The organism is Pseudomonas sp. TE50-2 (assembly GCF_040813665.1).
Taxonomy (GTDB): domain Bacteria; phylum Pseudomonadota; class Gammaproteobacteria; order Pseudomonadales; family Pseudomonadaceae; genus Aquipseudomonas; species Aquipseudomonas soli.
The window spans coordinates 1-23,864 of the sequence record NZ_JBFNXN010000001.1 but is presented as its reverse complement, the minus strand read 5'-3'; the positions used below and the strand labels follow the sequence as shown (position 1 = coordinate 23,864).

The following is a 23,864-nucleotide window of genomic DNA, read 5'->3' as shown; positions in this document are numbered from 1 at the left end:
TTCAAATGCATAAAGCGTTGGTTGTAGACGATCACCCGTTCATTCGGGCGACCGTCAAGATGTTGCTTGAGCGTGAGCATTTCGAAGTCGTGGCAGAGGCCGCCAATGGTGTCGACGCCGTACAACTGGCCCGCCAGCATGAGCCTGCCCTTATCTTGCTGGATATAGCCATGCCCAGCCTGGACGGACTTGAAGTCATCAACCGGATCTGCGGCCTGAAACTGTCGAGCAAGATCCTGGTGCTGACCTCACAGTCCGCGACGTTCTACGCCATGCGCTGCCTGAAGGCGGGGGCTGCCGGCTATATCTCGAAAACCGATGACCTGAGCGAGCTGAGCAAGGCGATCAAGGCGCTGATGGCCGGCTACACCTTCTTTCCCAACCTGGCAGGGAATTCGGTACGCCGCAGCGATATCGATGCCACGGAACTAGAGATGATCCGCGGCCTGTCAGATCGAGAACTGATCATTTTGCAGCAACTGGCCAGGGGCCTGAGCAACAAGGAGATCGGTGATGCCATGTTGCTGAGCAACAAGACCGTCAGCACCTATAAAACCCGTCTCATTGAAAAGCTCAACGTCAAGTCGGTCGTGTACCTGGCCGATTTCGCCAAACGCAACAACCTGATCTGAATGAGCACGCTTCTGCGTTGCCTCGCACTGACTGGCTGCCTGCTCGGCCTGCTGGGGAGCCTTGCGCCGGCGCAAGCCGCTCAGCAAACCTTGAACCTCTTTGGCCGCTCGAAGGGTGAACTGCCTTCGGTGGTGCTGGAGGAGGTGGACTGGGGCTGGTTACGCAACAAAAACACGCTGCGGTTGGGCGTATCGGTGCCGGAATATATCCCCTTCGACATCATCACCAATGGCCAGGACTACGAGGGCATCACGGCCGATTATGCCGCGCTGCTGGCCGGCATGCTGCACATCAGGATCGAAGTGTTTCGCTATGAATCCCGCGCCGAGGCGATGCAGGCACTCAGGGATGGCGACCTGGACCTGGTAGGCACCGTCAACAGCTTCGATGGAACCGATCCGGAGCTGGCGCTCACCAGCGCCTATGTGCAGACGCCGTCCGTGCTGGTGACGCGCAGTGGCTCCGCTGGGGCTGTGGCCGCGGACCTGGCTGACAGTCGCCTGGCGATGCTTGATAACGGTCAGTCGACGGAAATGGTCAGCGCCGCCTATCCCAGGGCTCAGTTGCAGCTTCACACACTGGCGCAGAACGGGATCGGCGCTGTCGCGTTCAATCAGGCTGAGGCCTATCTAGGTGATGCCATCAGCACGCACTACGTTGCTGGCAAGTACTTCCTCAATGATGTCCTGCTGACGACCTTGCCGGGCGCGTACAGCACGCATTTTTCGTTCGCCGTGAATCAGCGCAACAACCAATTGCGCTACATCCTCAATGCCGCGCTGGAGGCGATCCCGATTACTGAGCGCATGACGATTCTGCACCGTTGGGGGGCAGGAGACCTGAATGTCGTCGGCCTTGATCCGTTGCAGTTCACGGCGACTGAACAACGCTGGATGCAAGCGCATCCCCGCCTGACGGTGGCGGTCAACGACAGCCTTGTACCGGTCTCCTTTTTTGATGGGCGGGGTGAGTTCCGGGGCATCAGTGCCGACGTGCTGGCCAAGGTCAGCCAGCGCACGGGCTTGCAATTCGATGTTCTGCGCGGGAGCTCGATGGATGAGCTGGTGGGGCTGATCCAGGCGGGCAAGGCGGACCTTATCGCGGCGTTCACGCCTACTGCCGTTCGTGAGGAAAAACTGCGCTTTACCCGCTCATTCCTGACCAGCCCGTTCGTCCTGATCACCCGGGACGAAGCGGGCAGCGCGCGTTCCCTGGAAGACATGGCCGGCAAACGCCTGGCGCTGCGCAGCGGTAACGCGCTACGGGGATTTATCAGCGAAAAGTTTCCGGACATCCAGTTGGTCGATACGGCAACTGCCGCCGAGGCCATGGCGCTGGTGGATAGCGGTGAGGCGGACGGCGCCATCAATGCCCTGATCAACGGGCGTTACCTGATTCTGCGTCAGTACCGGGAGCGCCTGCGAGTGGCCAATGTTGTCGGTGCGCAATCGGTCCAGACCAGTTTCGCCACCGACCGGGGGGCGTTTGAGTTGTACTCCGTTCTGGACAAGGCGCTGCGCAGCATTCCTCCGGAGGAACTGGATGAATTGACGCGCCGTTGGCGTCACGATGTGGTGATCGACAACGACAGCTGGCGCAATCGTCGCTCGGCGGTCATCCAGGGTTTTGTCATCTTCGCCTTGTTGTTGATGCTGGCACTGATGTGGATCGTTCATCTGCGCAAACTGGTATCCATTCGCGAAAAGACCGAACTGGCGCTCAACGACCAGATGGAGTTCATGCGCGCCTTGATCGATGGCACGCCCCACGCAATCTACGTCCGTGACTGTGAAGGACGCCTGATCAGTTGCAACACGGCCTACCTTGAAGCCTTGGGGCTTCCACGCGAAGCCGTGATGGGCCAGCGGCTCAGCGACAGCTCGGTGGTTGGCCGCGCCGACGCCGAGACATTCCAGGCCGAGTACGTCAAGGTCATGGAGAGTGGAACGCGGTGGATCAAGGACCGCACCTACATCCACAGCGACGGCGTGGTCCACACGGTGTATCACTGGATGCTGCCGTATCACACCAGTGAAGGCGTGGTGATGGGCATTATCGCTGGTTGGATCGACATCAGCGATCGTCAGCGTTTGCTGGACGAGCTGCAAAATGCCAAGCAGTGTGCCGACGACGCCAATCGGGCTAAGACCACCTTTCTGGCGACCATGAGCCATGAAATCCGTACACCGATGAATGCCGTGATCGGCATGCTCGAACTGGCATTGAAAAAGGCGGACCAGGGCGTCATGGACCGCTTCGCAATCGAGGTCGCCTCGGGGGCGGCACGCGGGTTGCTCGACCTGATCGGCGACATTCTCGATATCGCACGGATTGAATCCGGCCGTTTGTCCCTGATCCCGGAGCGGGCCAGTCTGCGTGAACTGGTGGAGTCGGTGGTGCGCATGTTCGAAGGGGTGGCACGACAGAAGGGCGTGCAACTGCTGCTGGATTTCGATCTCAAGGCCTGCCGCGATGTGCTTATCGATCCCCTGCGCTTCAAGCAGATCCTGTCCAATCTGTTGAGCAACGCGATCAAGTTCACCGACGAAGGCGAAGTTCGCTTGAGCGTCCAGGCTGTAGTCGGTGCTGGTGGTGAGCGCCTGGCGCTTCATGTTCAGGTGAAGGATTCCGGTATCGGCATTTCCTGCGAAGATCAGGCACTGTTGTTCAACCCATTCAGCCAGGCCCGCAACAATCATCAGTCGGCCCGGGGCGGTTCGGGCCTAGGTCTGGTCATCAGCCGTACGCTGTGTGAAATGATGGATGGGCATTTGCATCTGATCAGCGTGCCGGGCAAAGGCACGCAAGTGGACATCCAGCTCGATCTCTTGATTCTGCAACCCATGCCTGTTGACGAGCAGCCTGCGGCGGAACTGACAGCACAGGCGAGTGTGCTGAACATTCTGGTGATCGACGATTACCCGGCCAACCGTCTGCTGCTCTCCCAGCAGTTGTCCTACCTGGGGCATGGCGTCAGCGATGCCGAGGATGGTGCCCATGGTCTGCGTGCCTGGCGCAAAGGTCACTTCGATGTGGTGATTACCGACTGTAATATGCCAGTGATGAACGGCTACGAACTGGCACGGGCCATTCGTGACGAAGAAAAGTACTCGGGTGCCAAGCCTTGTTTGATCCTTGGCCTCACGGCCAATGCCCAGCCTGAGGAAAAAGACCGCTGCCTGGGCGAGGGCATGGACGATTGTCTGTTCAAGCCGATCAGCCTAGGGGATCTGAGTGCCAGGCTGGCTTCGGTGCAGACCACCTTCGAATCATCGGTGCATGGCACCCTGAGCCTTGATGTCGAGCGCGACATCGACCTGAGCAGCCTGCGGCAGTTGACCCGTGGCGATCATGTCGTGATCAGCAAGCTGTTGAGTGACCTGGCCAGTAGCAATGAAGAGGATATGTTGCAGCTGATCAAACTGTTCGGTGAGCACGACCTGTCGGGGCTGTCCGCTCTCGCCCATCGGGTCAAGGGGGGCGCACGTATCATCAAGGCGGGCAACCTGATTCTGTGCTGCGAGCAGTTGGAGGCCATCTGTGTGAGCCCCGCGGCTGATGGGCTGACTGAGGCGGTGGATGCCGTGCAGCAGGCAATGGAACGACTGGCGCTTGAGTTGGAGCAAAACATGGCTGCCCCGCCAGCTGTCGACGGGCATGTGGGCGACGTCATTGATTAGAAATGGGTTGTCGCCATCGGAAATTTCCTACATTGCCAAGGACGTTTCCTAAAGAAGTCAGTCAACCAGGTACGGATAATTGGCTCATTACTTTCCTTGCGAGCCGCGCCCATGCCCATGCTTCCGTTGCGCATTCTGGTTCTTGGCGAGTCTTTCTCCCGTTCTTCAACGATAGCCAACAGGCTGCGGCAATCGGGGTGCCAGAGCGTCTTCGTGGCCGCCGATGGCGCGCACGCACTGAACGTGCTCGAAAAGAACGGTCCATTGGATATCACGCTGTGTGACTTGCCCATGGAAAGTACGGGGACCATGGATTTCTTGCAGGATCTGGGCAGAACCGGGCGGGCGGGGTCGATCATCATCAGCAGTGCGCTGTCAGCCGATACCCACGCCGTACTCGGGCAATTGGTTTCGCTGCTGGGCATGGCGCTGAGGGGCGATGTCAACAAGCCTTTGCAACCTGGGGCGCTAAAACTTCTGCTGGCCAGACACTTGAATGAGCCCATCAATGAGTCGGGCGTACTGCCTGTTGTACCGGCCACCGAAGATGAAGTTCGCCAGGCACTCGCTGGCCATCAATTGCATGCGTACTTTCAACCCAAGTTCAATCTCAAGACGGGCGTCGTGTGCAGCATCGAGGCCCTGGCCCGTTGGCACCATCCATTCAAGGGCGTACTGCCGCCATCGGCGTTCATGCCGGTTATCGAACGATGCGGATGGATGGACGATTTGCTGTTCCAGCAATTGGAACAAGGCTTGCAACTTCAGCGCCAGGCAATCGACCAGGGGTTCGCCCTGAATGTTGCCTTCAATCTGCATGCGAGCCAGTTGGTCAATCCGACACTCACGGGCAGGATCCAGGCCCTGTTGGCTGAACATGACTTACCCGGCACCGGGGTGACGTTCGAGTTGACCGAGACAGGGCTGCTCGAAGCGCCTGCGATCAGCCTGGAATGCCTGGTGCGTCTGCGCATGATGGGGTGTGGCTTGTCCATCGACGATTTTGGCGCGGGGTTCTCATCACTGCAGCGGCTGTGTCAGTTGCCCTTCAACGAAATCAAGCTCGACGGCGAATTCGTCCGCGGCTTGAGAAGCGAGCCACGCCGCCGCGCCGTTATCAGCAGCACACTGGCGCTGGGCGAGGCCTTGGGCATGGCGGTGGTGGTCGAGGGAATTGAAACCGAAGAGCAGCGCAAGGTACTGGTGGAGCTTGGTTGCACTCAAGGGCAAGGATACTTGTGCGCGCGGCCAATGTCGGCGGCGAGTCTTTTGAACTGGCTGGGGCTGCAGAGAGGCGTTACATCCGGATCTTGAGTGGGTCGCCAAACAAGCGCGATATTGTGTTCTCAACCAAGTCATAAGTGCGCTTATGACTCGACTGTTATGATGATAAGTAACCTATACCGCCTGCCTCAGGTGTTTCCGTGCTGGCCAACTATTTAAGATAGGCGGCGTTTTCTGCAGGAAATTTCCTACAAATAGCGGGAAATTTCCTAACTTTATTCACTGAGCAAGCCGAGACAATACACTCACTTGATTCCGTTGTGATGCCTGCTCTTACCCGCAATCGAATTGAGCGCGAACGTCGTCACGCCATTGATGACGCGGGTGTCGGAGGCTGGCTTGCCGCCAGTATTGTAATGAATAAAGTATTTTCGGTTGTCTGGAATAGATCGATCTGTTGCTGGGTTGTTGCTTCGGAATTTGCCGGCAAGTCTACAAGAGGAGGAACTTCGGAACCTTCTAAGCGGAAAATAGGCTCGTATTCTCCATTGAAGGGAAAGGTACATACTCTCGGTGTGGTGGTACTCGCCGTGAGTCTCGGATGGTCTGAGCCAGGGCATGCAATGACGTACGCGTCAACTGGTAGCTGTGTCAGCGGCTCCTCAGTCACTATCGGCCGGGGAACCAATCCAGGTGGTACCACTGAACCTGTGAATGGCACTGGTACTTATTCAGCCATTGCAGGTTGTAGTGCCGATGGCGGTGATTCCCGTGGGGGCACTGTTTATGGGGCCTTTGGCAAAGCCAGCGGGGAAGGTGCAGCCGCATTCGGCTTTCTCGCCAGCGCCGCGAAGTGGGGCACTGCGTTGGGTTTGGAGTCCGTTGCAGCGGGCATCGCAAGTACCGCGGCGGGATTCGGGAGCAATGCGACCGGCCTCAATAGCGTGGCTATCGGTGGCTCCGCCGCCAACGCCACTGGCACCTCCGCGCTTACTGTGGCCAATTCGACGACAGCTTCGGCCGAAGGTGCGATCGCCATCGGGAGTAATACAACCCGTGGAGCCCAGGCGAAAGCGGACAATTCAATCGCGCTTGGCGCTCAATCGACGGCAGAGGCAAGCGCTACTTCCAGTGTGGCGATCGGCAAACTGGCATCCGTCGCCACCGCCAACAGTGTGGCATTGGGCTCGAACGCATCAGCCACAGGTTCGACGCTGGGCACGCTCGCTTATGGTGTCGGTGGCTCGGCGGCAGCGGGCGGTGAAGTGAACATCGCCAACGGCGCCAATGGCCGCCGGATCACCGGCCTTGCTGCCGGAGCCAACGCGACGGATGCCGTAAACGTCAGTCAACTGAACAAAGCCGGCCAGGATACGGCTACAGCCTTGGGCGGCGGTGCGACTCTCAATGCGACCACCGGGGCGTGGACAGCGCCCAGCTACTCCACCAACACCATCAGCGCGACCGGTGCCAATACCGGCGCGCTGGTCAGCAGCAACGTCGGTGCGGCACTTAGCAACCTCAACACCAGCCTGACCAACACCGCGGCTGTGGCGGTGAAATACGATGACGCCAGTACCAAATCCCAGGTGACCTTCAACCCGGCAGGCACTGCGGTGAAGTTGACCAATGTCGCGCCCGGCGTCCTGAACGCCACCAGTACCGATACAGTGAACGGCAGCCAGTTGTTTGCCAACAGCCAGAATACGGCGGCTGCTCTGGGGGGCGGCGCGGCAGTGAACACGACCACGGGGGCATGGACAGCGCCAAGCTATTCGACCAATAGCATCAACGTGACCGGAGCCAATACCGGCCCGTTGGTCAGCAGCACTGTCGGTGCGGCCCTGGGCGACCTCAACACCAGCCTGACCAATACAGCGGCAGTAGCTGTGAAATACGACGACGCCAGCAGCAAGACCCAGGTGACCTTCAACCCAGCGGGCACTGCGGTCAAGTTGACCAATGTCGCGGCCGGTGCGTTGAACAGCACCAGTACCGATGCCGTCAACGGTAGCCAACTGTTCGCCACCAACCAGACCGTCGACAACATCGTCAACAACGGTGCCGGCATCAAATACTTCCACAGCAATTCTGTGCTTGCCGACAGCACCGCGACGGGGCTCGACAGCGTGGCCATCGGCCCGACTGCGAGCGCGACCGTGGCAAACGGCGTGGCGCTGGGCTCCAACTCATCCGCCACCGGCACGACACTGGCCAACGCGGCCTATGGCGTTGGCGGTGCGGCGACGGGGGGCGAAGTGAACATTGCCAACGGTGCCGATGGCCGTCGCATCACCGGCTTGGCCGCAGGCAGTTCGGCAACGGACGCCGTCAACGTTGGCCAGCTGAACAAAGCCGGCCAGGACATGGCTACAGCTCTGGGTGGCGGCGCAGTGCTTGATGCAAACACCGGTGCCTGGACCGCGCCAAGCTATGTCACCAACAGCATCAGTGTGACCGGTGCCAATACTGGGCCGCTGGTCAGTAGCAGTGTCGGCGCAGCATTGACCGATCTCAACAGCAGCCTGACCAACACGGCGGCGGTGGCGGTGAAGTACGACGATGCCAGCAGCAAGACCCAGGTGACCTTCAACCCAGCGGGCACTGCGGTCAAGTTGACCAATGTCGCGGCCGGTGCGTTGAACAGCACCAGCACCGATGCCGTCAACGGTAGCCAACTGTTCGCCACCAACCAGACCGTCGACAACATCGTCAACAACGGTGCCGGCATCAAATACTTCCACAGCAATTCTGTGCTTGCCGACAGCACCGCGACGGGGCTCGACAGCGTGGCCATCGGCCCGACTGCGAGCGCGACCGTGGCAAACGGCGTGGCGCTGGGCTCCAACTCATCCGCCACCGGCACGACACTGGCCAACGCGGCCTATGGCGTTGGCGGTGCGGCGACGGGGGGCGAAGTGAACATTGCCAACGGTGCCGATGGCCGTCGCATCACCGGCTTGGCCGCAGGCAGTTCGGCAACGGACGCCGTCAACGTTGGCCAGCTGAACAAAGCCGGCCAGGACATGGCTACAGCTCTGGGTGGCGGCGCAGTGCTTGATGCAAACACCGGTGCCTGGACCGCGCCAAGCTATGTCACCAACAGCATCAGTGTGACCGGTGCCAATACTGGGCCGCTGGTCAGTAGCAGTGTCGGCGCAGCATTGACCGATCTCAACAGCAGCCTGACCAACACGGCGGCGGTGGCGGTGAAGTACGACGATGCCAGCAGCAAGACCCAGGTGACCTTCAACCCAGCGGGCACTGCGGTCAAGTTGACCAATGTCGCGGCCGGTGCGTTGAACAGCACCAGCACCGATGCCGTCAACGGTAGCCAACTGTTCGCCACCAACCAGACCGTCGACAACATCGTCAACAATGGTGCCGGCATCAAATACTTCCACAGCAACTCGGTTTTCGCCGACAGCAGCGCAACCGGTCAGGACAGCGTGGCGATGGGGCCGGCAGCTCTCTCCGCAGGCGCCAGCAGTGTTGCACTGGGCAATGGCGCCATGGCCAGCGTCGACAACAGCATTGCCTTGGGGTCAGGCTCATCGGCCACTGGCACGACGCTGGCCAACGCGGCCTATGGCGTCGGCGGTGCGGCGACGGGCGGCGAAGTGAACATCGCCAACGGTGCCAATGGCCGGCGTATAACCGGGCTTACCGCCGGCTCCGCCGCGACAGATGCAGTGAACGTCAGCCAGCTGAACCAGGTCGGCCAAAGCGCCGCACTGGCCTTGGGTGGCGGCGCGCTCCTGGACGCGAACACCGGCGTCTGGACCGCGCCCAGCTATGCCACCAACAGCATCAGTGTCACCGGTGCCAACGCCGGTACCCAGGTCAGCAGCAACGTCGGCGCGGCGTTGGCCAACCTCGACACCAGCGTGACCAATACTGCCGCCGTAGCCGTAAAGTACGACGATGCCACCACTAAAACCCAAGTGACCTTCAACCCGACAGGCACTGCGGTGAAGTTGACCAATGTCGCGGCTGGCACACTGAACGCCACCAGCACCGACGCCGTGAACGGCTCACAGTTGTTTGCCACCAACACCACCGTCGATGGGCTGTCGACCCAGGTAGACGACCTCGTCAACAACGGCGCCGGCATCAAGTACTTCCACGCCAACTCGACGCTGGCCGACAGCAGCGCAACCGGCCTGGACAGCGTGGCGATCGGGCCGCAGTCCGTCGCCGCAGGCGCCAGTTCATTGGCTGTCGGTTCGGGCGCCAACGCTGCAGCACAGGGCAGCCTGGCACTGGGGCGTTCGACTCTGGCCCAGGTCGCGGGCGGCGTTGCGCTGGGGGAGGGCTCGATTGCAGATCGCGCTCTGGCCCCCGCTACCGGCACGATCGCCGCCGGTAGCGGGGCGATCGTCTATGACACATCGGACGCCACCTTGCTGGGCTCGGTGTCCGTAGGCAAGGCCGGTAACTATCGACAGATCACCAACGTGGCGGACGGCACCGAAGCGCATGACGCCGTGACCCTGCGCCAGTTGATCGGGGCGATGGGCTCGTTGAGCGTGTCAGGTACGCAGTACTTCCACGCCAACTCGACAAACCTGGTGGATTCCCTCGCCAGCGGCGCGGAGTCGATCGCTGTCGGCCCGGCCACCGTGGTCAACGGTGACAACGGCATCGGCATGGGCAACCAGGCCAGTGTCGGCCAGGCCGCCGCCGGCGGCATCGCCATCGGTCGCAACGCCCAGGTGCTGATGGCTTCCGGTATCGCCATGGGCAGCACGGCCCAGGCCGGGGCGGAACAATCGGTCGCCCTGGGGGCGGGCGCCAATGCCAGCCAGGCCATGAGCGTCGCCCTGGGTTCGAGCTCGGTGACGACCGTAGGCTCCGAGACGGGCTACAGCGCCTACCGATTGGCCGCAGCGCAGACGTCGGTGGGCGAGATTGGCATCGGCACGGCAACGGGCAGCCGCAAACTCACCGGATTGGCCGCCGGTACGCAGGACAACGACGCGGTCAACGTGGCGCAACTGAAGCAGGTCGGCGACCAGGTGGACCAGAACACCACGGCTATCAGCAATCTGGACGGTCGTGTCGGAGGGCTGGAAACCCTGATCGGCTCGGGCGGCGGCATCAAGTACCTGCACGTCAATTCCATCAAGGCCGACTCCGCGGCCACCGGTACTGATGCGATGGCGTTGGGTGCCCAGGCCCAGGCATCGGGCAATGGCGCGGTGGCGGTAGGCAACGGCGCCACCACTTCAGCCGATGGCAGTGTTGCCCTTGGCAGCGGCTCCAGCGATGGCGGGCGCGGCGCTGAAACCTACAGCGGCGTCTATTCGGGGGCCAGCAATGTGACCTCGGGCACGGTTTCGGTGGGCAACGCTGCCAACGGTGAAACCCGGACGGTCAGCAACGTCGCCGACGGCAGGAACGCCAATGACGCGGTCAACGTGCGCCAGCTCGACGGCGCGGTCGCACAAGCCAACAAATACACGGATGACTCGATCGCCAACCTGAGTGTGAGTGCGGGACAGCAGGATGGCCGCATCACCGCCGTGGCAAACGATGTCGCCAGCCTCCAGAACGGTACCGACGGGATGTTCCAGGTGAACAACACCGGCGCGCCTGCCAAGCCGAAGGCAGCGGGTGTCGATGCAGTCGCCGGTGGTGCGCAGGCAGTGGCTTCGGGCAAGAACAGCGCGGCGCTCGGCACCCGGTCCCAGGCCCTCGCGGAAAACGCCGTGGCGGTGGGCAACGGGGCCAGGGCGTCGGCCAGAAATGCCACGGCACTGGGCACGAACGCGGTGGCGGACCGCGAAAACAGCGTCTCGGTCGGCAGTGTGGGAGACGAACGTCAGATCACCAACGTCGCGGCCGGCACTCGCGGCACGGATGCAGTCAACCTCGATCAGCTGAGCGCATCCGTGGCGGACATCACCAGTGGCGCCAACGCCTACACCGACCAGCGCTACATGGAGCTGAAGAACGACCTCAAGCAGCAGGACGAGATTCTCAGTGCGGGGATTGCCGGGGCGATGGCCATGGCCAGCCTGCCGCAATCCTACTCTCCAGGCTCGAGTATGACGGTGGCGGCGGTAAGCAGCTACCGAGGCCAAGCGTCACTGGCGTTCGGTGTGTCGCACATGTCCAGCAACGGCAGGTGGGTGACCAAGCTGCAGGGCAGCACCGACACCCAACGCAAAGTCGGGGTGGCAGTGGGTGTCGGTTATCAGTGGTAACCCGTCGATCGGGCTTGCACACGTCTCAATTCAACTTCTGAAGGCGATTATCATGAATATGAAGTCCAGTTTCGTTGCCGTTGTCATCGTGCTGCTGGCGCTGGCCGGTTACGACAGGTTCGTGGCTGACAGGTCGACCGCTACCCCCCGTGTTTCGCTTCGCATTCCGGCGTTACCGGTGATCCAGGATGCCATTTTCCAGCTATCGCCCAGGTTCGACGAGCCGCGCAAGGCTCTAATGATGGAGCAACTTTGCGCCTTGGCCCGAGGCGAAGTCAGACAGGAGCAGGTCAACGCGTTGCTCAAGCAGCAGGGGATCGATGCACAGTCACTGCCTCGCCAGGGCAGTCCCTTCTCGCTGTTGGTCAACGGCGATCAGCCTGGACAAGCCTCTGCCTGTGCCGCGTACCTGGCGATCACCGCGCTGTCGGCGGTCAACGTGGCCGAGTTCATGCGCCCCGTCACGGTACCGGCGGCCATCGGACAACCCGAGAAGTCAGCGCTGCAGATCGACAACGCCTTGCTGACTTCGGCACTGTCGATCAAGTTGGCCGTGGCCCGTGCCAACGCCGATATCTTCGCCTTGATCGCCGTGGAGCTTCAGCGCAGCCCAGGTCAGACGATCCCGCAATTTCGTGCCCAGGCTGCAGAATTGTTTACTCGCCTGGCGCCGACTTACCTGCAACGCATCAAGGAACAACTGCCTCCTGCCAACACCCACTACAGGCTGATGCAGATGGATGACAGTCGCTTCGTCTTCAACAGCTCTACTGGCAGTGTCTTCGAGTTTGGCCCCAACGGACTGGTACTGAGTCAGGGCGGAATTGTCTGGTATGGCAAGGGCAGGTTGATGGGCCAGGAATACCCGCTTCAAGTGGGGACGGGCAATGGCGGATGACAGGGGTGAGCAGGTGAGCGCATGCTTCATCGGCTAGGGCGCTATCCTTAATCCATTCCCCGAAGGAACCGCCACCATGCGCCGGCTGCTACTGCTGTTACTGATCACCGCCATCCCAGGCTGCCAAACCCCACTGCCAGCCGCCAACCCGCAGATGGCCTGGGTCGACCTGTCGCTGCCATTCCCCAATGACCGCGTCCTGTTGGCCGAACGCCTGGACAAGCAACGCCTGGACGAAGGCCGTTTCTTCCAGGTCAGCCCTGGCAGCCACGAACTGGTGGTGCGCTTCGACTATGAAACGAACGGCGGAGGAGGCATGAGCATGCTGGGCGGTACCACCGTTCGCCAATGCTACCTCACCCTCGATTACGCCCATTTCCAGGCCGGCCAGCGCTATGTGCTGGAAGCCCGCTCCATGGCCCTGACACCCGAGGCGAGGCTGTACAATGCCGCCCGGGAGATCGTCGCAGAGGTCAGTGAGTTCTACTGCCTGATGTGACCGAGCCTGGTTCATTGACTGTTCGTGAAGGAATTCAACCGTTGTGTGAAGCATGAGTCGTTCGCTGTTCATTTCCCTGGATGGCCCCAAGGGCACCGGCAAGACCACGCTGCTGGAAGCCGTCACCAAAGCGCTGAGGGCGGACAACAGGAAGGTGATCCGCATCTGCGAGAAGAAAAGCGATCCCTACCGGGGCGAAACCATGGTCCTGGTCAACCAGTTCGTCAGGAATCCCTGCCGGGACCTGGAAATGAAGGTTTGTGAGCGCCTGGCGGACAGCCGTGCCTGGATTTCCCGGCACGTGCTGGCCAAGCAGCCGACGGACAGCATCATCCTGATCGATCGCTGGTACCCGTCCGATGCGGCGTTTCGCCGGCTGGTGCCGTTTGCCGAGATCCTGCGGTTGAACATCGAACGCGACGTGCGGGTGCCGGATCTGCATGTGGGCGTTGTCACCGATCCCGAAGTCTCGTGGAGCAGGGCAGCGGCGCGGTCGCGCGGCTTGAGCAGCACGGTGATGCACGCACTGGAAGAGCATGTCGCGTGCACCCAAGCGTTCGAGCGAGTGGTTGCCGATCAAGGGTGGGTTTTATGTCGCAATGAAGGAACCCTTGAACAGGCAACGCAGGCGTTGGTATCAGAGATCCGTAGCCTGTTAGATTAACGAGCTTCGAAACGTGCCTTCTTTCGCATGCTCGAGCCACTGGTCATAGCTAATGCGGCTGATGTGCTCTGTGCGGTAGTCCTGGAGGAACGGGTTGTACTTGTTCTCTTCAGTATGGTGATGGCGGAAACCACACTTCGACTGCGCGACAAAGGACTGGCTGTTGTTGGCAAAGTAACCACACCACAGCGCTTTGAGCTTCAGGGTTTCGAAGGCGTGTCGCATCACTTCCCGCACGGCTTCGGGAATCAGGCCCTGGCCCCAGTACGGTACTCCGATCCAGTAGGCGATTTCGCCTTCCTGCGCACTGATCTCGAAGTTGCTATCGCCACCGATAAGGATACCGACGCACCCTACCGCACGGCGATTTTCCCTCAACTCGACGGCATAGACCTCAGGGTGATTGAAGACCGTGCGAATGATCTCGGCACTGTTTTCCACACTGGTGTGCTGGGGCCAACCGGCGATGGGACCGACTCGCTGGTCCTTGGCGAATTCGTACAGATCCGCAGCGTCGGTGTCCCGCCAAGGGCGCAGCAGCAGTCGGGTTGTTTCCAGGCTCATCTCATGTTCTCTGTTGGCTGATCAAGTGGGGAGCAGAGAGTAGGGAGGAAGGCCGGTTCGGTACACATCAGTACCTCGGTGATTTCGGTACTTTTCGAAACTAGATGACCGATGGGTGATAGGATTTATCCCGTTTCAGGTCCTGGCATCTAGAGGCAATGCAGCATATTCCGCAACTTTTTACTGCTGACGACCCACCGCACATGGGTGATACCACCCTGGCCGAAGGGCTGGGAGTGCCACTCTCCTTCGGCCACGCCTATCTGACGCTGCTGGTCTGCCTGTCCGGGAGCGCCCGCTTCACGCTCAACTTCAAGGAGCATGCGCTCCGGCGCGGTGATGTGCTGCTGCTGGCCGAAGACACCATTGCCTTGCTCAAACGTCGCTCACGCGGATTCAAGGTATTTTTTTGCCTGATGCCAAAAGGTTTCGCGGCGGAGGTCGCCTACCAACTGCCCAACCCCCTGTTCATCTTCTTGCATGAACATCCACATTGCGTCCCGGCCAGTGATGACAGGTCGTTGATAGAAGGATGGCTGGCGCAGATGCGGGATATCGTGAAGTGCTGCCCGACTTACCGGCACGTCATGCTGCGCAACCAACTGCAGAACCTTTTCCTGAAGATTGCCGAACAGCTTCCAGCTACATACAAAGGCAGCAGGGCGTTCAGCCGCAAGGAAATGCTCAGTTGGCAATTTTGGGACTTGGTCGGCAAGCACTGCACCAGGCACCGGGATGTGAAGTTCTATGCCGACGCGCTGAGCATTACGCCGTTCTACTTGTCACAGCTGACCAAAGCGTTTTTCAACGACACCGCCAAAGGCCTGATAGATCGGCAGGTGACCCAGGAAATCAAGGCACTGCTTTCCTACAGCAATCTGGCGATCGGCCAGATCGCCGACGAGCTGAACTTTGTCGATGCCTCCTACCTGTGTCGCTACTTCAAGCGGCAAACCGGTGTTTCGCTGTCTCGCTATCGCCTCCAGGAACAGAAGGAAGCAGGGCAGGCGTGAATCGAGACCGGGCATTTTCACTGTTGTAAGGAAAGTGTTCACGCGCACAGTCGGTTTTTCCCAGGCGCCGGGCACGCCAGACTGGCTGGCAATCAACTGACCAGGAGCTTGACGTGAACAAACAAGACCTTCCCCTCGTTTCCCTTGCCATCCTCAAGGCCAAGCCAGACCAGGCAGCAGCCCTGAAAGAGGCCTTGCTGGCCCTGATCGAGCCGACCCGGGCCGAGCCCGGCAACCGTGACTACATGTTGTTCGAGCGCAGCGATGAGCCCGGGACGTTTTACATGCGCGAAGCGTTCGACCATCAACAGGCCCTGGACACCCACCTGGCTACCGAACACTTTCAACGTTTTGCCGAGCAGGCTGGACAGCTGCTGGCGGAGCCATTGCAACTGATCTTCCTTGACCCAGTGTCCAGCGCCGTTGCGCCCCATCCCTGACAAGCCTGCGAGTCACCAGGGAATCGGCCTGCCATCCCAGGCCCAGAAGGTACCGGTCTGTGATGGTCCGTGCCGGCCGACAAGTTCGAGGATGCAACGGGCGGCAAACGGCGCGAACAGTTTGTCGATTGGCACATTGCCCTGGAAGGGGCGCGAGAGCTGGGTGTCGGTAGTCCCGGGGTGCAAGGCAAGGACTGTCGACGCGGGATTGAGCCGTTTGAGTTCGATGCTGTCCGTGTGCCAACAGCAGGTGCTCCCTGCTATGAATCGAGCTGCCCTTAATTTCTATACAGCATTGGAATTTATCTGTACAAAACCATAATCTTGTACAGAATTTGTTTTCTGTACAGGTTTGTCATGGTTTCCACCGGACGATTGGCCTGCTTCTGCCTGCTGCTGATGTCGCTCACCTCGGTCGGCGCGGACTGGCGAGCCACGCTTCCGGCGGCGCAACGTCTGGGTGAAGGCGAGTTCACCTGGTTCGGCCTGCGCCTGTACAGCGCCCGGTTGTGGGCCGACGGACCGGTACTGGACTGGAGCCGGCCATTCGCCCTGGAGCTGACCTACCACCGGTCGTTGTCCCGCGAAACGCTGGTCAAGGCCAGCGTGGAGGAGATGCGCCGTCTTGGCGCCGGCAGCGTCACGGCGCAACAGCTCGACGTCTGGTCCCGTGAGATGCAAGCGGCATTCGTGGATGTGCGTCCCGGTATGCGCATCACGGGGGTGTATCTCCCGCAAAAGGGCTGCCGCTTCTACATCGATGGCCGGCTGCGCCATGAAGTGGCCGACGTGGCCTTTGCCCAGGCCTTCTTCGCCATCTGGCTGGACCCGCGGGCCCGGGATCCGCAACTGCGTCAGCGCCTGCTCGGCCTGGCCGGCAACAATCGAGGACACTGAACATGTACAAAGCATTGTTGTTGGCCGGGTGCCTGTTGCTGGGCAGCTGCGGCAACGTCGGCGTCGAGCACTACGCCGGCGAGCAACCCAAGCTGGACCTGGCGGCTTTCTTCTCACGTCCGGTAGAGGCCTGGGGCATGTTCCAGAAGCGTTCCGGCGAGGTGGTGAAGCGTTTCCATGTGCGAATCGACAGCCGCCGCGATGGTGAGCGGCTGATCCTCGACGAGCAGTTTCTCTACAGCGACGGTACCCGACAGCAGCGCACCTGGACGCTGGTGCCCGATGGCCCTGGACGCTGGCGTGGCACCGCGGGCGACGTGATCGGTGAGGCCCGCGGCGAGGTGGCCGGCAATGCGCTGCGCTGGCGTTACCAAGTGGACCTGCCGATCGACGGGCGACACTGGCAAGTGGACCTGGACGACTGGATGTATCTGATGGACGACGACACCCTGATCAACCGCTCGCGGATGAGCAAGCTGGGCGTGGAGATCGGCCAGATCACCCTGTTCTTCCGGCGCCTGCCGGAGCGTGCGCCGTGATTCCGCAGGCGCTCAACGACGCACCGCGAGGCGCACCAGCAAGGGCAGGGCCAGGGCCCAGACCGGCACCAGCAGCAAACCCGTGACCACGGGCCCCAGGGGCAAGGCGACATCGGCCAGCCTGGCACCGCCCACGTACGCCAGCGGCCCACCCAGCGCACCGACCGCCGCACCGCGCCAAAACGGCCACCCCGCCCATGCCAGGCTGTGGCGCAAGCCGCTGGCCAGCACCAGCCACAGCAACGCCAGCCACAAGGGCAGTGGCCATGCCTCGAAACGAAACAAACCGATCACTCCCAGCAGGCCATCCAGCATGCAGCCGGCCAAGGTCACGCGTAACAGTGCGCCGACTTCGGCGCCGCGGGCCGGGCACAGTTTGAGGTGTACGGCCAGCCCCAGCGGCACCAGCAGTAATAGCGACGGGACCGTCGCGCCCAGCACACAAGCCCACCAGCCGACCTGCAGCCACAGCGCGTTAGCGATCAGCCAGCCAGAAGGCATCGTCATTGCCCGGGCAACGGCGCCCGCCGCGCCTGGGGCGCGGCCCACAGCAGTTGCGCCACACCGATGGCCCGTTCCTCAAAGCCACCCTGGCAGTAGCACAGATAGAACTCCCACAGGCGCTGGAACGTCTCGTCGTAGCCCAGTGCAGCCAATGTGCTGCGCCCCTGGCGCAGGTTGTCGCGCCAGTGCCGCAGGGTCAGCGCGTAGTCGGCGCCGAAATCTTCCAGGTGCACGAGGTTGAGCGCGGTGCGGCGGCTGGCGGTGTCCAGCAACACGCTAAGCGAAGGCAGGGCGCCGCCGGGGAAGATGTAGCGCTGGATGAAATCCACCGAGCGCCGCGACTGGGCATAGCGCTGGTCGCGAATGGTGATGGCCTGCAGCAACATCAGCCCGTCGGGCTTGAGCAGTGACGCGCACTGGCGGAAGTACACCGGCAGGTAGCGGTGGCCCACCGCTTCGATCATCTCGATGGAGACCAGCTTGTCGAACGTGCCCGTCAGGTCGCGGTAGTCATCGCACAGCACTGTTACCTGCTGCTCCAGGCCAAGGGCCTTCACTCGTTGCAGGGTGTAGGTGTACTGCGCTTGCGACAGGGTCGTGGTGGTCACCCGGCAGCCGTGGCGGGTGGCGGCGTGGATCGCCAGGCTGCCCCAGCCGCAGCCGATTTCCAGCAGGTGGTCCTGCGGGCTTAGCTCGAGCTTCTGGCAGATGCGCTCCAGCTTGCGCCGCTGCGCTTGCTCCAGGGATTGTCCAGGATGCTCGAACTGCGCGGCCGAGTACATCATGGTCGGGTCCAGCAGTTGCTCGAACAGGGTATTGCCCAGGTCGTAATGGGCCAGGATGTTGCGACGCGCGCCACGCCGGTTGTTGCGGTTGAGCCGGTGCAGCAGCCGCAGGGCAGGGCGGCCCAGGCGGGCCAGGCCACCCTCGAGGGCGTCGAGCACATCGAGGTTGGCCACGAACAGGCGGGTGACCAACGCCAGGTCCGGGCTGCGCCAGTAACCATGGATGTAGGCTTCGCCCGCGCCGATCGAGCCATTGCCGGCGACCAGGCTCCAGGTGGCGTCATCGAGTATCTCCACCTCGGCCTGCAGCGCGCTGCCGGGGTCGCCGAACGCCCACTGCCGACCGTGGCAAAGCAGGCGCAGATGGCCATGGCGCAGCTTGCCCAGCTGGGCGAGCACGGCCTTGCGCGCCAAGCCGCCGAGCAATGGCGCCAGGCCCGCGGACTTGCTAACGCTCAGGGTGGGAGTCGACATGATCGGGGTCCTCGCAAGGATGGCCGAGCGCCAGGTTGCCCCGGCTGGCGGTGTGGTCGTGGATGGGCGTGCGTTTGATGAACAGGCGCAGGGCTTGCCAGTAGATGGCCGAGACGGTGTGCAGGCTGATCCAGGGGAAGGCCAGCACGTAGTCGCGCACGGCCTTGCGATCCAGCGGCCGGCGCTTCAGGGCCAGGTCGGCCTCGAACACTTTCTGGCCGCCTTGCCAGTTCTCCATGTGGATGCGCACCTGTGCCTGGTCCAGGTGAAAGCGCACGCGATAGTCCATGTCCAAGGGCATGAACGGAGACACATGAAAGCGCTTGGTCATGGCGAAGGTTTTCGCCGGGTCGCCTTGCACCGGCAGCACATAGTGGAAGCGCTGGCGCCACGGGGTGTTGCGCACCTCCAGCAGGATCGCCGCCAGGCGCCCGTCGCGGTCATGGCAGAAGTAGAAGCTCACCGGATTGAACGACAGTCCCCAGCAGCGCAGCTGGGTCAGCAGGTGCACCGGCCCGTCGGGCATTTGCCCCATGGCCTGACGCACCAGCAGGCGCGCGGCCTGGGCCAGCGGCTGGCCGTTGCGGGTGAGCGTCGGCAGGTAGTCGGTTTCCCGCCAGCACAGCGGGGCCAGGCGCCAACGCCCCAGCCAGCGCGACAGGCCCATCAGCCAGGCTTGTTCGTCCAGATCCAGGTAGAACAGGCCGATCCGGTAACGGAAGGCATGGGGCCGCGGACTCAGGCGCCGATGACTGAGCCAGCCCAGGCAAAGGCCACTGTTCACAGCTGCTCTCCAAAATGCCTGGCCACCTGCAACGCGCTGACCACGCCGTCCTCGTGGAAGCCGTTGCCCCAGTAGGCGCCGCAGAAGTAGCTGTGCTGTTGGCCTTGCAGTTGTGTCTGCCGGGCCTGCGCGGCGGATGCCGCCAGGCTGTACTGCGGGTGGGCGTAGCTGAAGCGAGCGAGGATCTGCGCAGGGTCGATCAGCGCGGTCTGGTTCAGGCTGACGCAGAAGGTCGTCGTCGCCTGGAGGCCCTGCAGGATGTTCATGTTGTAGGTCACTGCGGCCGGCGCCTGCTCGGGGCCGCCCAGGCGGTAGTTCCAGCTGGCCCAGGCGTTGCGGCGGCGTGGCAGCAGGCGGGTATCGGTGTGCAGCACCACGTCGTTGTCGGCATAGCCGATGGCACCCAGCACCGAGCGCTCGTGCACGCTCGGCGCTTCCAGCAGTGCCAGGGCCTGGTCGCTGTGGCAGGCGAACACCACGTTGTCGAAGCGCTCGGTGCCGGCGTCGCTGACCAGGGTGACACCCCCTTCGTCGCGGCCGACCCGGTGCACCTTGCAGTCAAGGCGGATGCGTTCGGCGAAGGGGCGGCACAGCGGGGCGACATAACTGCGTGAACCGCCCGCGACGACACGCCACTGCGGGCGTTGGTTCACCGACAGCAAGCCGTGGTTGCGACAGAAGCGCACGAAGAACGCCAGCGGGAAGCCGAGCATGTCGGCACGGGACATCGACCAGATCGCCGAGCCCATGGGCACGATGTAATGCTCGATGAAACGCGGGCCGTAACCGCGCTCGTGAAGGTACGCGCCCAAGGTGGTGGTGGCGTCGATACGCTGTTGTTCGAGGTCGGCAAGGGCCTGCCGGTTGAAGCGCAGGATATCGCGCAGCATGCCCCAGAAGCCCGGCGACAGCAGGTTGCGGCGCTGGGCGAACAATGTGTTCAGGTCGTGCCCGTTGTATTCCAGGCCACTGCGCGGATCATGCACGGAGAAACTCATCTGGGTCGGCTGCGAGGCGACCCCGAGCTCTTCGAGCAAACGGATGAAATGCGGGTAGGTCCAGTCGTTGAAGACGATGAACCCCGTGTCGATGGCATGCCGCTCACCGCGCCACAGCACGTCGACGGTGTGGGTGTGGCCACCGACCCAGCCGGCGGCCTCGAATACCGTCACTTCGTGCTTGCGCGACAGCAGGTAGGCGCAGGTCAGGCCGGCGATGCCGCTGCCGATGATGGCTATACGCATGGTTGCTCAGTCCGCTTCCCGGCGTGCCAGACGCCGGCCCAATGCCAGGCGCGCCCGCGCCGGCAGCGCCCCGAGCAGGCGCAATCCCCAGGTGAACAGGCTCGGGAAGTTGATTTCCAACGGCCGGCGCGGCAGCCGCCTGGCGATATGCCGGGCGGCGCGCTGGGCCGACCACAGCTGCGGCATCGGGAAATCGTTGCGCCGGGTCAACGGCGTGTCGACGAAGCCTGGATTGACCAGCGTGACGTCGATGCCGGCTTGCGCCAGGTCGATGCGCTGCGATTCCACCAGGTAGCGCACGGCGGCCTTGGACGCGCCATAGGCACCGGCCCGTGGCAGGGCCAGCCAGGTCACCGAGCTGCCCATCACCACCAGGTGAGGACGTGCGCCGGCTCGCAGCAGGGGCAGGGCGACCGCCAGGCAATGACTGAGGCCCAGCAGGTTGGTGCGCATCACGCGCTCGACCAGCGCCGGGTCGAAGTGCCCGGGCTCCAGGTATTCGCAGGTACCGGCGTTGAAGATCGCCATGTCCAGGGCGCCCCAGGCCTGGCGAATGCGGTCTGCTATCTGCGCGACCTGCGCCGGATCGTCCAGATCGCCATTGGCCAGCAGCACCTGCCCGGGAAAGCGCTCGGCGAACGGCACCAGTTGCTCGGTCCGGCGCCCGCCCAGGGCAACCTGGTGACTTTGCTCCAGCAGACACTGCGCGAGCTCCGCGCCGATGCCGCTGCTGGCACCGGTCAACCAGCAGCGGCTCATGCCAACCGCCCCTTGAGCCAGCGAATCGCCCCGCCCATCAGCGGAATATGCTCGTAGAGCAGGGCGCCGGCGTCGAAGAAATCCTGGTGGAAATACACCCGGTCCCGCCAGTGCAGGTAGCTGCAACCTTGCAGGGAAACCGGGCGACCGCCGGCCAGCCGCGGGTGACGAAACTGTAGGGTCCAGCGCAGGTAGCCCTGCCCGGGTATCACCTCGTCGGCACCGGCGAAGACATAGCGGATGTCATGGGCGTTGGCGTACAGCTGGGCGAAGTAGGCCCTCAGGTCCTTCAGCCCATCGATCCGATGCAGAGGGTCGCGGAACGTGATGTCTTCGCTGTACAGGTTTTCCAGCGCATCGAGGCGGTCCCCATCGAGCTGGGCGAAACGCTCGGCGAATTGCTGCAGGTACGTTGACATGCTCGGCTCCGGGCAATCCTGTACAACTTGGTATTTCTGTACAGGTATATTGGAAGCCTACGATTAAATCTGTACAAGTCAACGCTCTTGTACAGATATTTTGCTCAGCGCCCGGCCGCCTCCAGTTGACGACGCAGGGCGGCGACCTCGGCTTCCAGCTCACGCACCCGTTGCTCGGCGGCCACCTGTGCCGAAACGTCGTGCTGGATGCCGATGTAGTAGGTCAGCTGGTCCGCCTCGTTATGTACAGGGGTGATGGACAGTTCATTCCAGAACAGGCTGCCGTCCTGGCGATAGTTGCGCAGCACCTGGCGGCAGGGCTGGCCCGCGCGGATCGCCTCGCGGATCGCGGCGATACCCGGCTGCTGCTGATCCTGACCCTGGAGAAAGCGGCAGTCCTGGTAGAGGATATCGTCCGCGCAGTAGCCGGTGAGGCGCTCGAAGGCGGGGTTGGCGTAGATCAGGATGCTGTCGTGGCCTTCCTGCTCGGCGACGACGATGCCATCGTTGGAGTGCTCGACCATCAGTTGCAGGAGTTTTGCGTCGATCATTGCGGCCACCCGTAAAAAGCCTGAACGGTAAGCCGGTACTGTGCGAAGCGCCGGCGCGATTCGCTACATAATGGCCTACCTGCGCTCCCCGCAGAAAGAGCCTATGGGTTTAGAATGTGTCACCTCTGCGACGAACCCTCGTGATGACCGAAGCCACCTCACCCGATTTACTGCCCATGCGCGACGTGGTCAGCCTGACCGGCATCAATCCGGTGACCTTGCGCGCCTGGGAGCGGCGTCACGGGCTGATTCGCCCGCAGCGCACCGATGGCGGCCATCGCCTGTACACGCCCGGCGACGTGCAGCGTATCCGCGACATCCTGCACTGGACAGCCAACGGCCTGCCGATCAGCAAGGTCGGCGAACTGCTCGCCGCCCAGCGCCAGGCGCCCGTGCAACAGGACTCGGCCTTCCACGACTGGCGCGCCACCGTGAAACGGGCCGCGATGGCATTCGATGCACGAGCGCTGGAAGGCGTCCATGGCCAGCTGTTCACGCTCCTGCCCAAGGCCACCGTGCTGCGTGAGGTGCTGCTGCCGGTGTGGCAGGACATGGCGGCGGGCAGGGCTTTCGGGGAACGCAGCCAATGGTTGTTCCTCGACACCTTCCTGCGCGCCCGGCTGCTACTGCGCCTGCAGATGAACCAGGCCGACGCGCCAAGGGTGCTGCTGGCCGGTACCGAGGGGCATGCCGAACTGCCGTTGCTGTGTACCGGCCTGCTGCTGAGCGCCGAGCAACAGCGCGTCGACGTGCTCGGCTGCGGGCAGCCGCTGGAGGAACTTCCCCTGGTGTGCGCAGCGACCCAGCCGGCGGCGCTGGTGATCGCGGTGCAGGGGCCGGTGCACGCCGGCCTGGCCAGGCGACTGCGCGCGTTGCAGATGGAGATTGCCTGCCCGCTGGCCCTGACTGGGGTGGCGGGTTCGCAAGCGGAGTTGCAGGGCATCCCGCTGCGTGTGCTGGACGAGCAGGGGGATGATGTGGCGGGGATGCTCAACGCCTTGCTCAGGGGCGCCCTGGATCTCTGAAAGCAGGGCGGTGGCGCAATGCCTGTCAGTTAAGCAATAGGGGCCGCTCTGCGGCCCAG

The 23,864-nt window shown here is 62.5% G+C and carries 20 protein-coding genes and 1 pseudogene; 12 read left to right on the top strand and 9 right to left on the bottom strand.

All coding sequences use genetic code 11. The annotated features are described in order from the left end of the window. Positions 1-5 precede the first annotated feature (5 nt). The 7 genes from AAHK21_RS00105 (at position 6) to AAHK21_RS00075 (ending at position 13,807) form a co-directional block, all read left to right on the top strand. The gene (locus AAHK21_RS00105; RefSeq protein WP_367858921.1) at positions 6-632 is read left to right on the top strand and encodes a response regulator; all 627 of its coding nucleotides are present in this window, start codon (positions 6-8) and stop codon (positions 630-632) included. Continuing rightward, positions 633-4,313, top strand: coding sequence for a transporter substrate-binding domain-containing protein (locus AAHK21_RS00100; RefSeq protein WP_367855937.1), 3,681 nt, complete (start codon positions 633-635; stop codon positions 4,311-4,313). A gap of 111 nt (positions 4,314-4,424) precedes the next feature. Beyond that, on the top strand, positions 4,425-5,627 hold the full coding sequence (locus tag AAHK21_RS00095) for an EAL domain-containing protein (protein ID WP_367855936.1): 1,203 nt from the start codon (positions 4,425-4,427) through the stop codon (positions 5,625-5,627). 233 nt (positions 5,628-5,860) lie between these two features. After that, entirely contained in the window at positions 5,861-11,746 is a 5,886-nt protein-coding gene (locus AAHK21_RS00090; RefSeq protein ID WP_367855935.1) for a YadA-like family protein, read from the top strand. Positions 11,747-11,798: 52 nt separating this feature from the next. After that, the gene (locus tag AAHK21_RS00085; protein WP_367855934.1) at positions 11,799-12,644 is read left to right on the top strand and encodes a hypothetical protein; all 846 of its coding nucleotides are present in this window, start codon (positions 11,799-11,801) and stop codon (positions 12,642-12,644) included. Positions 12,645-12,720: 76 nt separating this feature from the next. After that, entirely contained in the window at positions 12,721-13,143 is a 423-nt protein-coding gene (locus tag AAHK21_RS00080) for a hypothetical protein (protein ID WP_367855933.1), read from the top strand. Between the two features lie 52 nt (positions 13,144-13,195). Next, a complete protein-coding gene (locus AAHK21_RS00075) occupies positions 13,196-13,807 on the top strand; it encodes a dTMP kinase (RefSeq protein WP_367855932.1) in 612 nt (203 codons plus the stop codon). On the opposite strand, the gene AAHK21_RS00070 is transcribed toward AAHK21_RS00075, so the two are convergent. Further along, positions 13,799-14,371: a GNAT family N-acetyltransferase gene (locus AAHK21_RS00070; protein WP_367855931.1), complete on the bottom strand. Its 573-nt coding sequence runs from the start codon at positions 14,369-14,371 to the stop codon at positions 13,799-13,801. The two genes, AAHK21_RS00075 and AAHK21_RS00070, sit on opposite strands and share 9 nt — an antisense overlap. 158 nt (positions 14,372-14,529) lie before the next feature. Here AAHK21_RS00070 and AAHK21_RS00065 point away from each other — a divergent pair, with 158 nt between their 5' ends. Next, positions 14,530-15,384: a helix-turn-helix transcriptional regulator gene (locus tag AAHK21_RS00065; protein ID WP_367855930.1), complete on the top strand. Its 855-nt coding sequence runs from the start codon at positions 14,530-14,532 to the stop codon at positions 15,382-15,384. Between the two features lie 113 nt (positions 15,385-15,497). Next, entirely contained in the window at positions 15,498-15,824 is a 327-nt protein-coding gene (locus tag AAHK21_RS00060; RefSeq protein WP_367855929.1) for a putative quinol monooxygenase, read from the top strand. Between the two features lie 12 nt (positions 15,825-15,836). On the opposite strand, the pseudogene AAHK21_RS00055 reads toward AAHK21_RS00060, so the two are convergent. Continuing rightward, a pseudogene (locus AAHK21_RS00055) lies at positions 15,837-16,055 on the bottom strand (C-factor); the annotation flags it as partial. A 126-nt stretch (positions 16,056-16,181) separates the two neighbouring features. Here AAHK21_RS00055 and AAHK21_RS00050 point away from each other — a divergent pair. Beyond that, entirely contained in the window at positions 16,182-16,721 is a 540-nt protein-coding gene (locus AAHK21_RS00050) for a chalcone isomerase family protein (protein WP_367855928.1), read from the top strand. A gap of 2 nt (positions 16,722-16,723) precedes the next feature. Next, positions 16,724-17,260 (top strand): DUF3833 domain-containing protein, encoded by a 537-nt coding sequence (locus AAHK21_RS00045; RefSeq protein WP_367855927.1) that lies wholly within the window; start codon positions 16,724-16,726, stop codon positions 17,258-17,260. A gap of 12 nt (positions 17,261-17,272) precedes the next feature. Here the strand turns inward: AAHK21_RS00045 and AAHK21_RS00040 are convergent, their stop codons facing one another. The 7 genes from AAHK21_RS00040 to AAHK21_RS00010 all read right to left on the bottom strand — a co-directional run bounded on the left by AAHK21_RS00040 (position 17,273) and on the right by AAHK21_RS00010 (position 22,780). Next, positions 17,273-17,761, bottom strand: coding sequence for a DUF2878 domain-containing protein (locus AAHK21_RS00040; RefSeq protein WP_367858920.1), 489 nt, complete (start codon positions 17,759-17,761; stop codon positions 17,273-17,275). Positions 17,762-17,763: 2 nt separating this feature from the next. Then, a complete protein-coding gene (locus AAHK21_RS00035) occupies positions 17,764-19,023 on the bottom strand; it encodes a class I SAM-dependent methyltransferase (RefSeq protein ID WP_367855926.1) in 1,260 nt (419 codons plus the stop codon). Continuing rightward, positions 18,998-19,807, bottom strand: coding sequence for a DUF1365 domain-containing protein (locus AAHK21_RS00030; protein ID WP_367855925.1), 810 nt, complete (start codon positions 19,805-19,807; stop codon positions 18,998-19,000). Before AAHK21_RS00030 ends, AAHK21_RS00035 begins: the two co-directional genes overlap by 26 nt. Continuing rightward, positions 19,804-21,051, bottom strand: coding sequence for an NAD(P)/FAD-dependent oxidoreductase (locus AAHK21_RS00025; RefSeq protein WP_367855924.1), 1,248 nt, complete (start codon positions 21,049-21,051; stop codon positions 19,804-19,806). The genes AAHK21_RS00030 and AAHK21_RS00025 overlap by 4 nt, the downstream gene beginning before the upstream one ends. Positions 21,052-21,057: 6 nt before the next feature. Beyond that, positions 21,058-21,810, bottom strand: a complete 753-nt coding sequence (locus AAHK21_RS00020) for an SDR family NAD(P)-dependent oxidoreductase (RefSeq protein WP_367855923.1) — start codon at positions 21,808-21,810, stop codon at positions 21,058-21,060. After that, positions 21,807-22,229: a nuclear transport factor 2 family protein gene (locus AAHK21_RS00015; protein WP_367855922.1), complete on the bottom strand. Its 423-nt coding sequence runs from the start codon at positions 22,227-22,229 to the stop codon at positions 21,807-21,809. Before AAHK21_RS00015 ends, AAHK21_RS00020 begins: the two co-directional genes overlap by 4 nt. A gap of 104 nt (positions 22,230-22,333) precedes the next feature. Beyond that, positions 22,334-22,780, bottom strand: coding sequence for a PAS domain-containing protein (locus AAHK21_RS00010; RefSeq protein WP_367855921.1), 447 nt, complete (start codon positions 22,778-22,780; stop codon positions 22,334-22,336). A gap of 143 nt (positions 22,781-22,923) precedes the next feature. Between AAHK21_RS00010 and AAHK21_RS00005 the strand changes: the two genes are divergently transcribed. Next, a complete protein-coding gene (locus AAHK21_RS00005) occupies positions 22,924-23,805 on the top strand; it encodes a MerR family transcriptional regulator (RefSeq protein WP_367855920.1) in 882 nt (293 codons plus the stop codon). Positions 23,806-23,864: the final 59 nt, after the last annotated feature.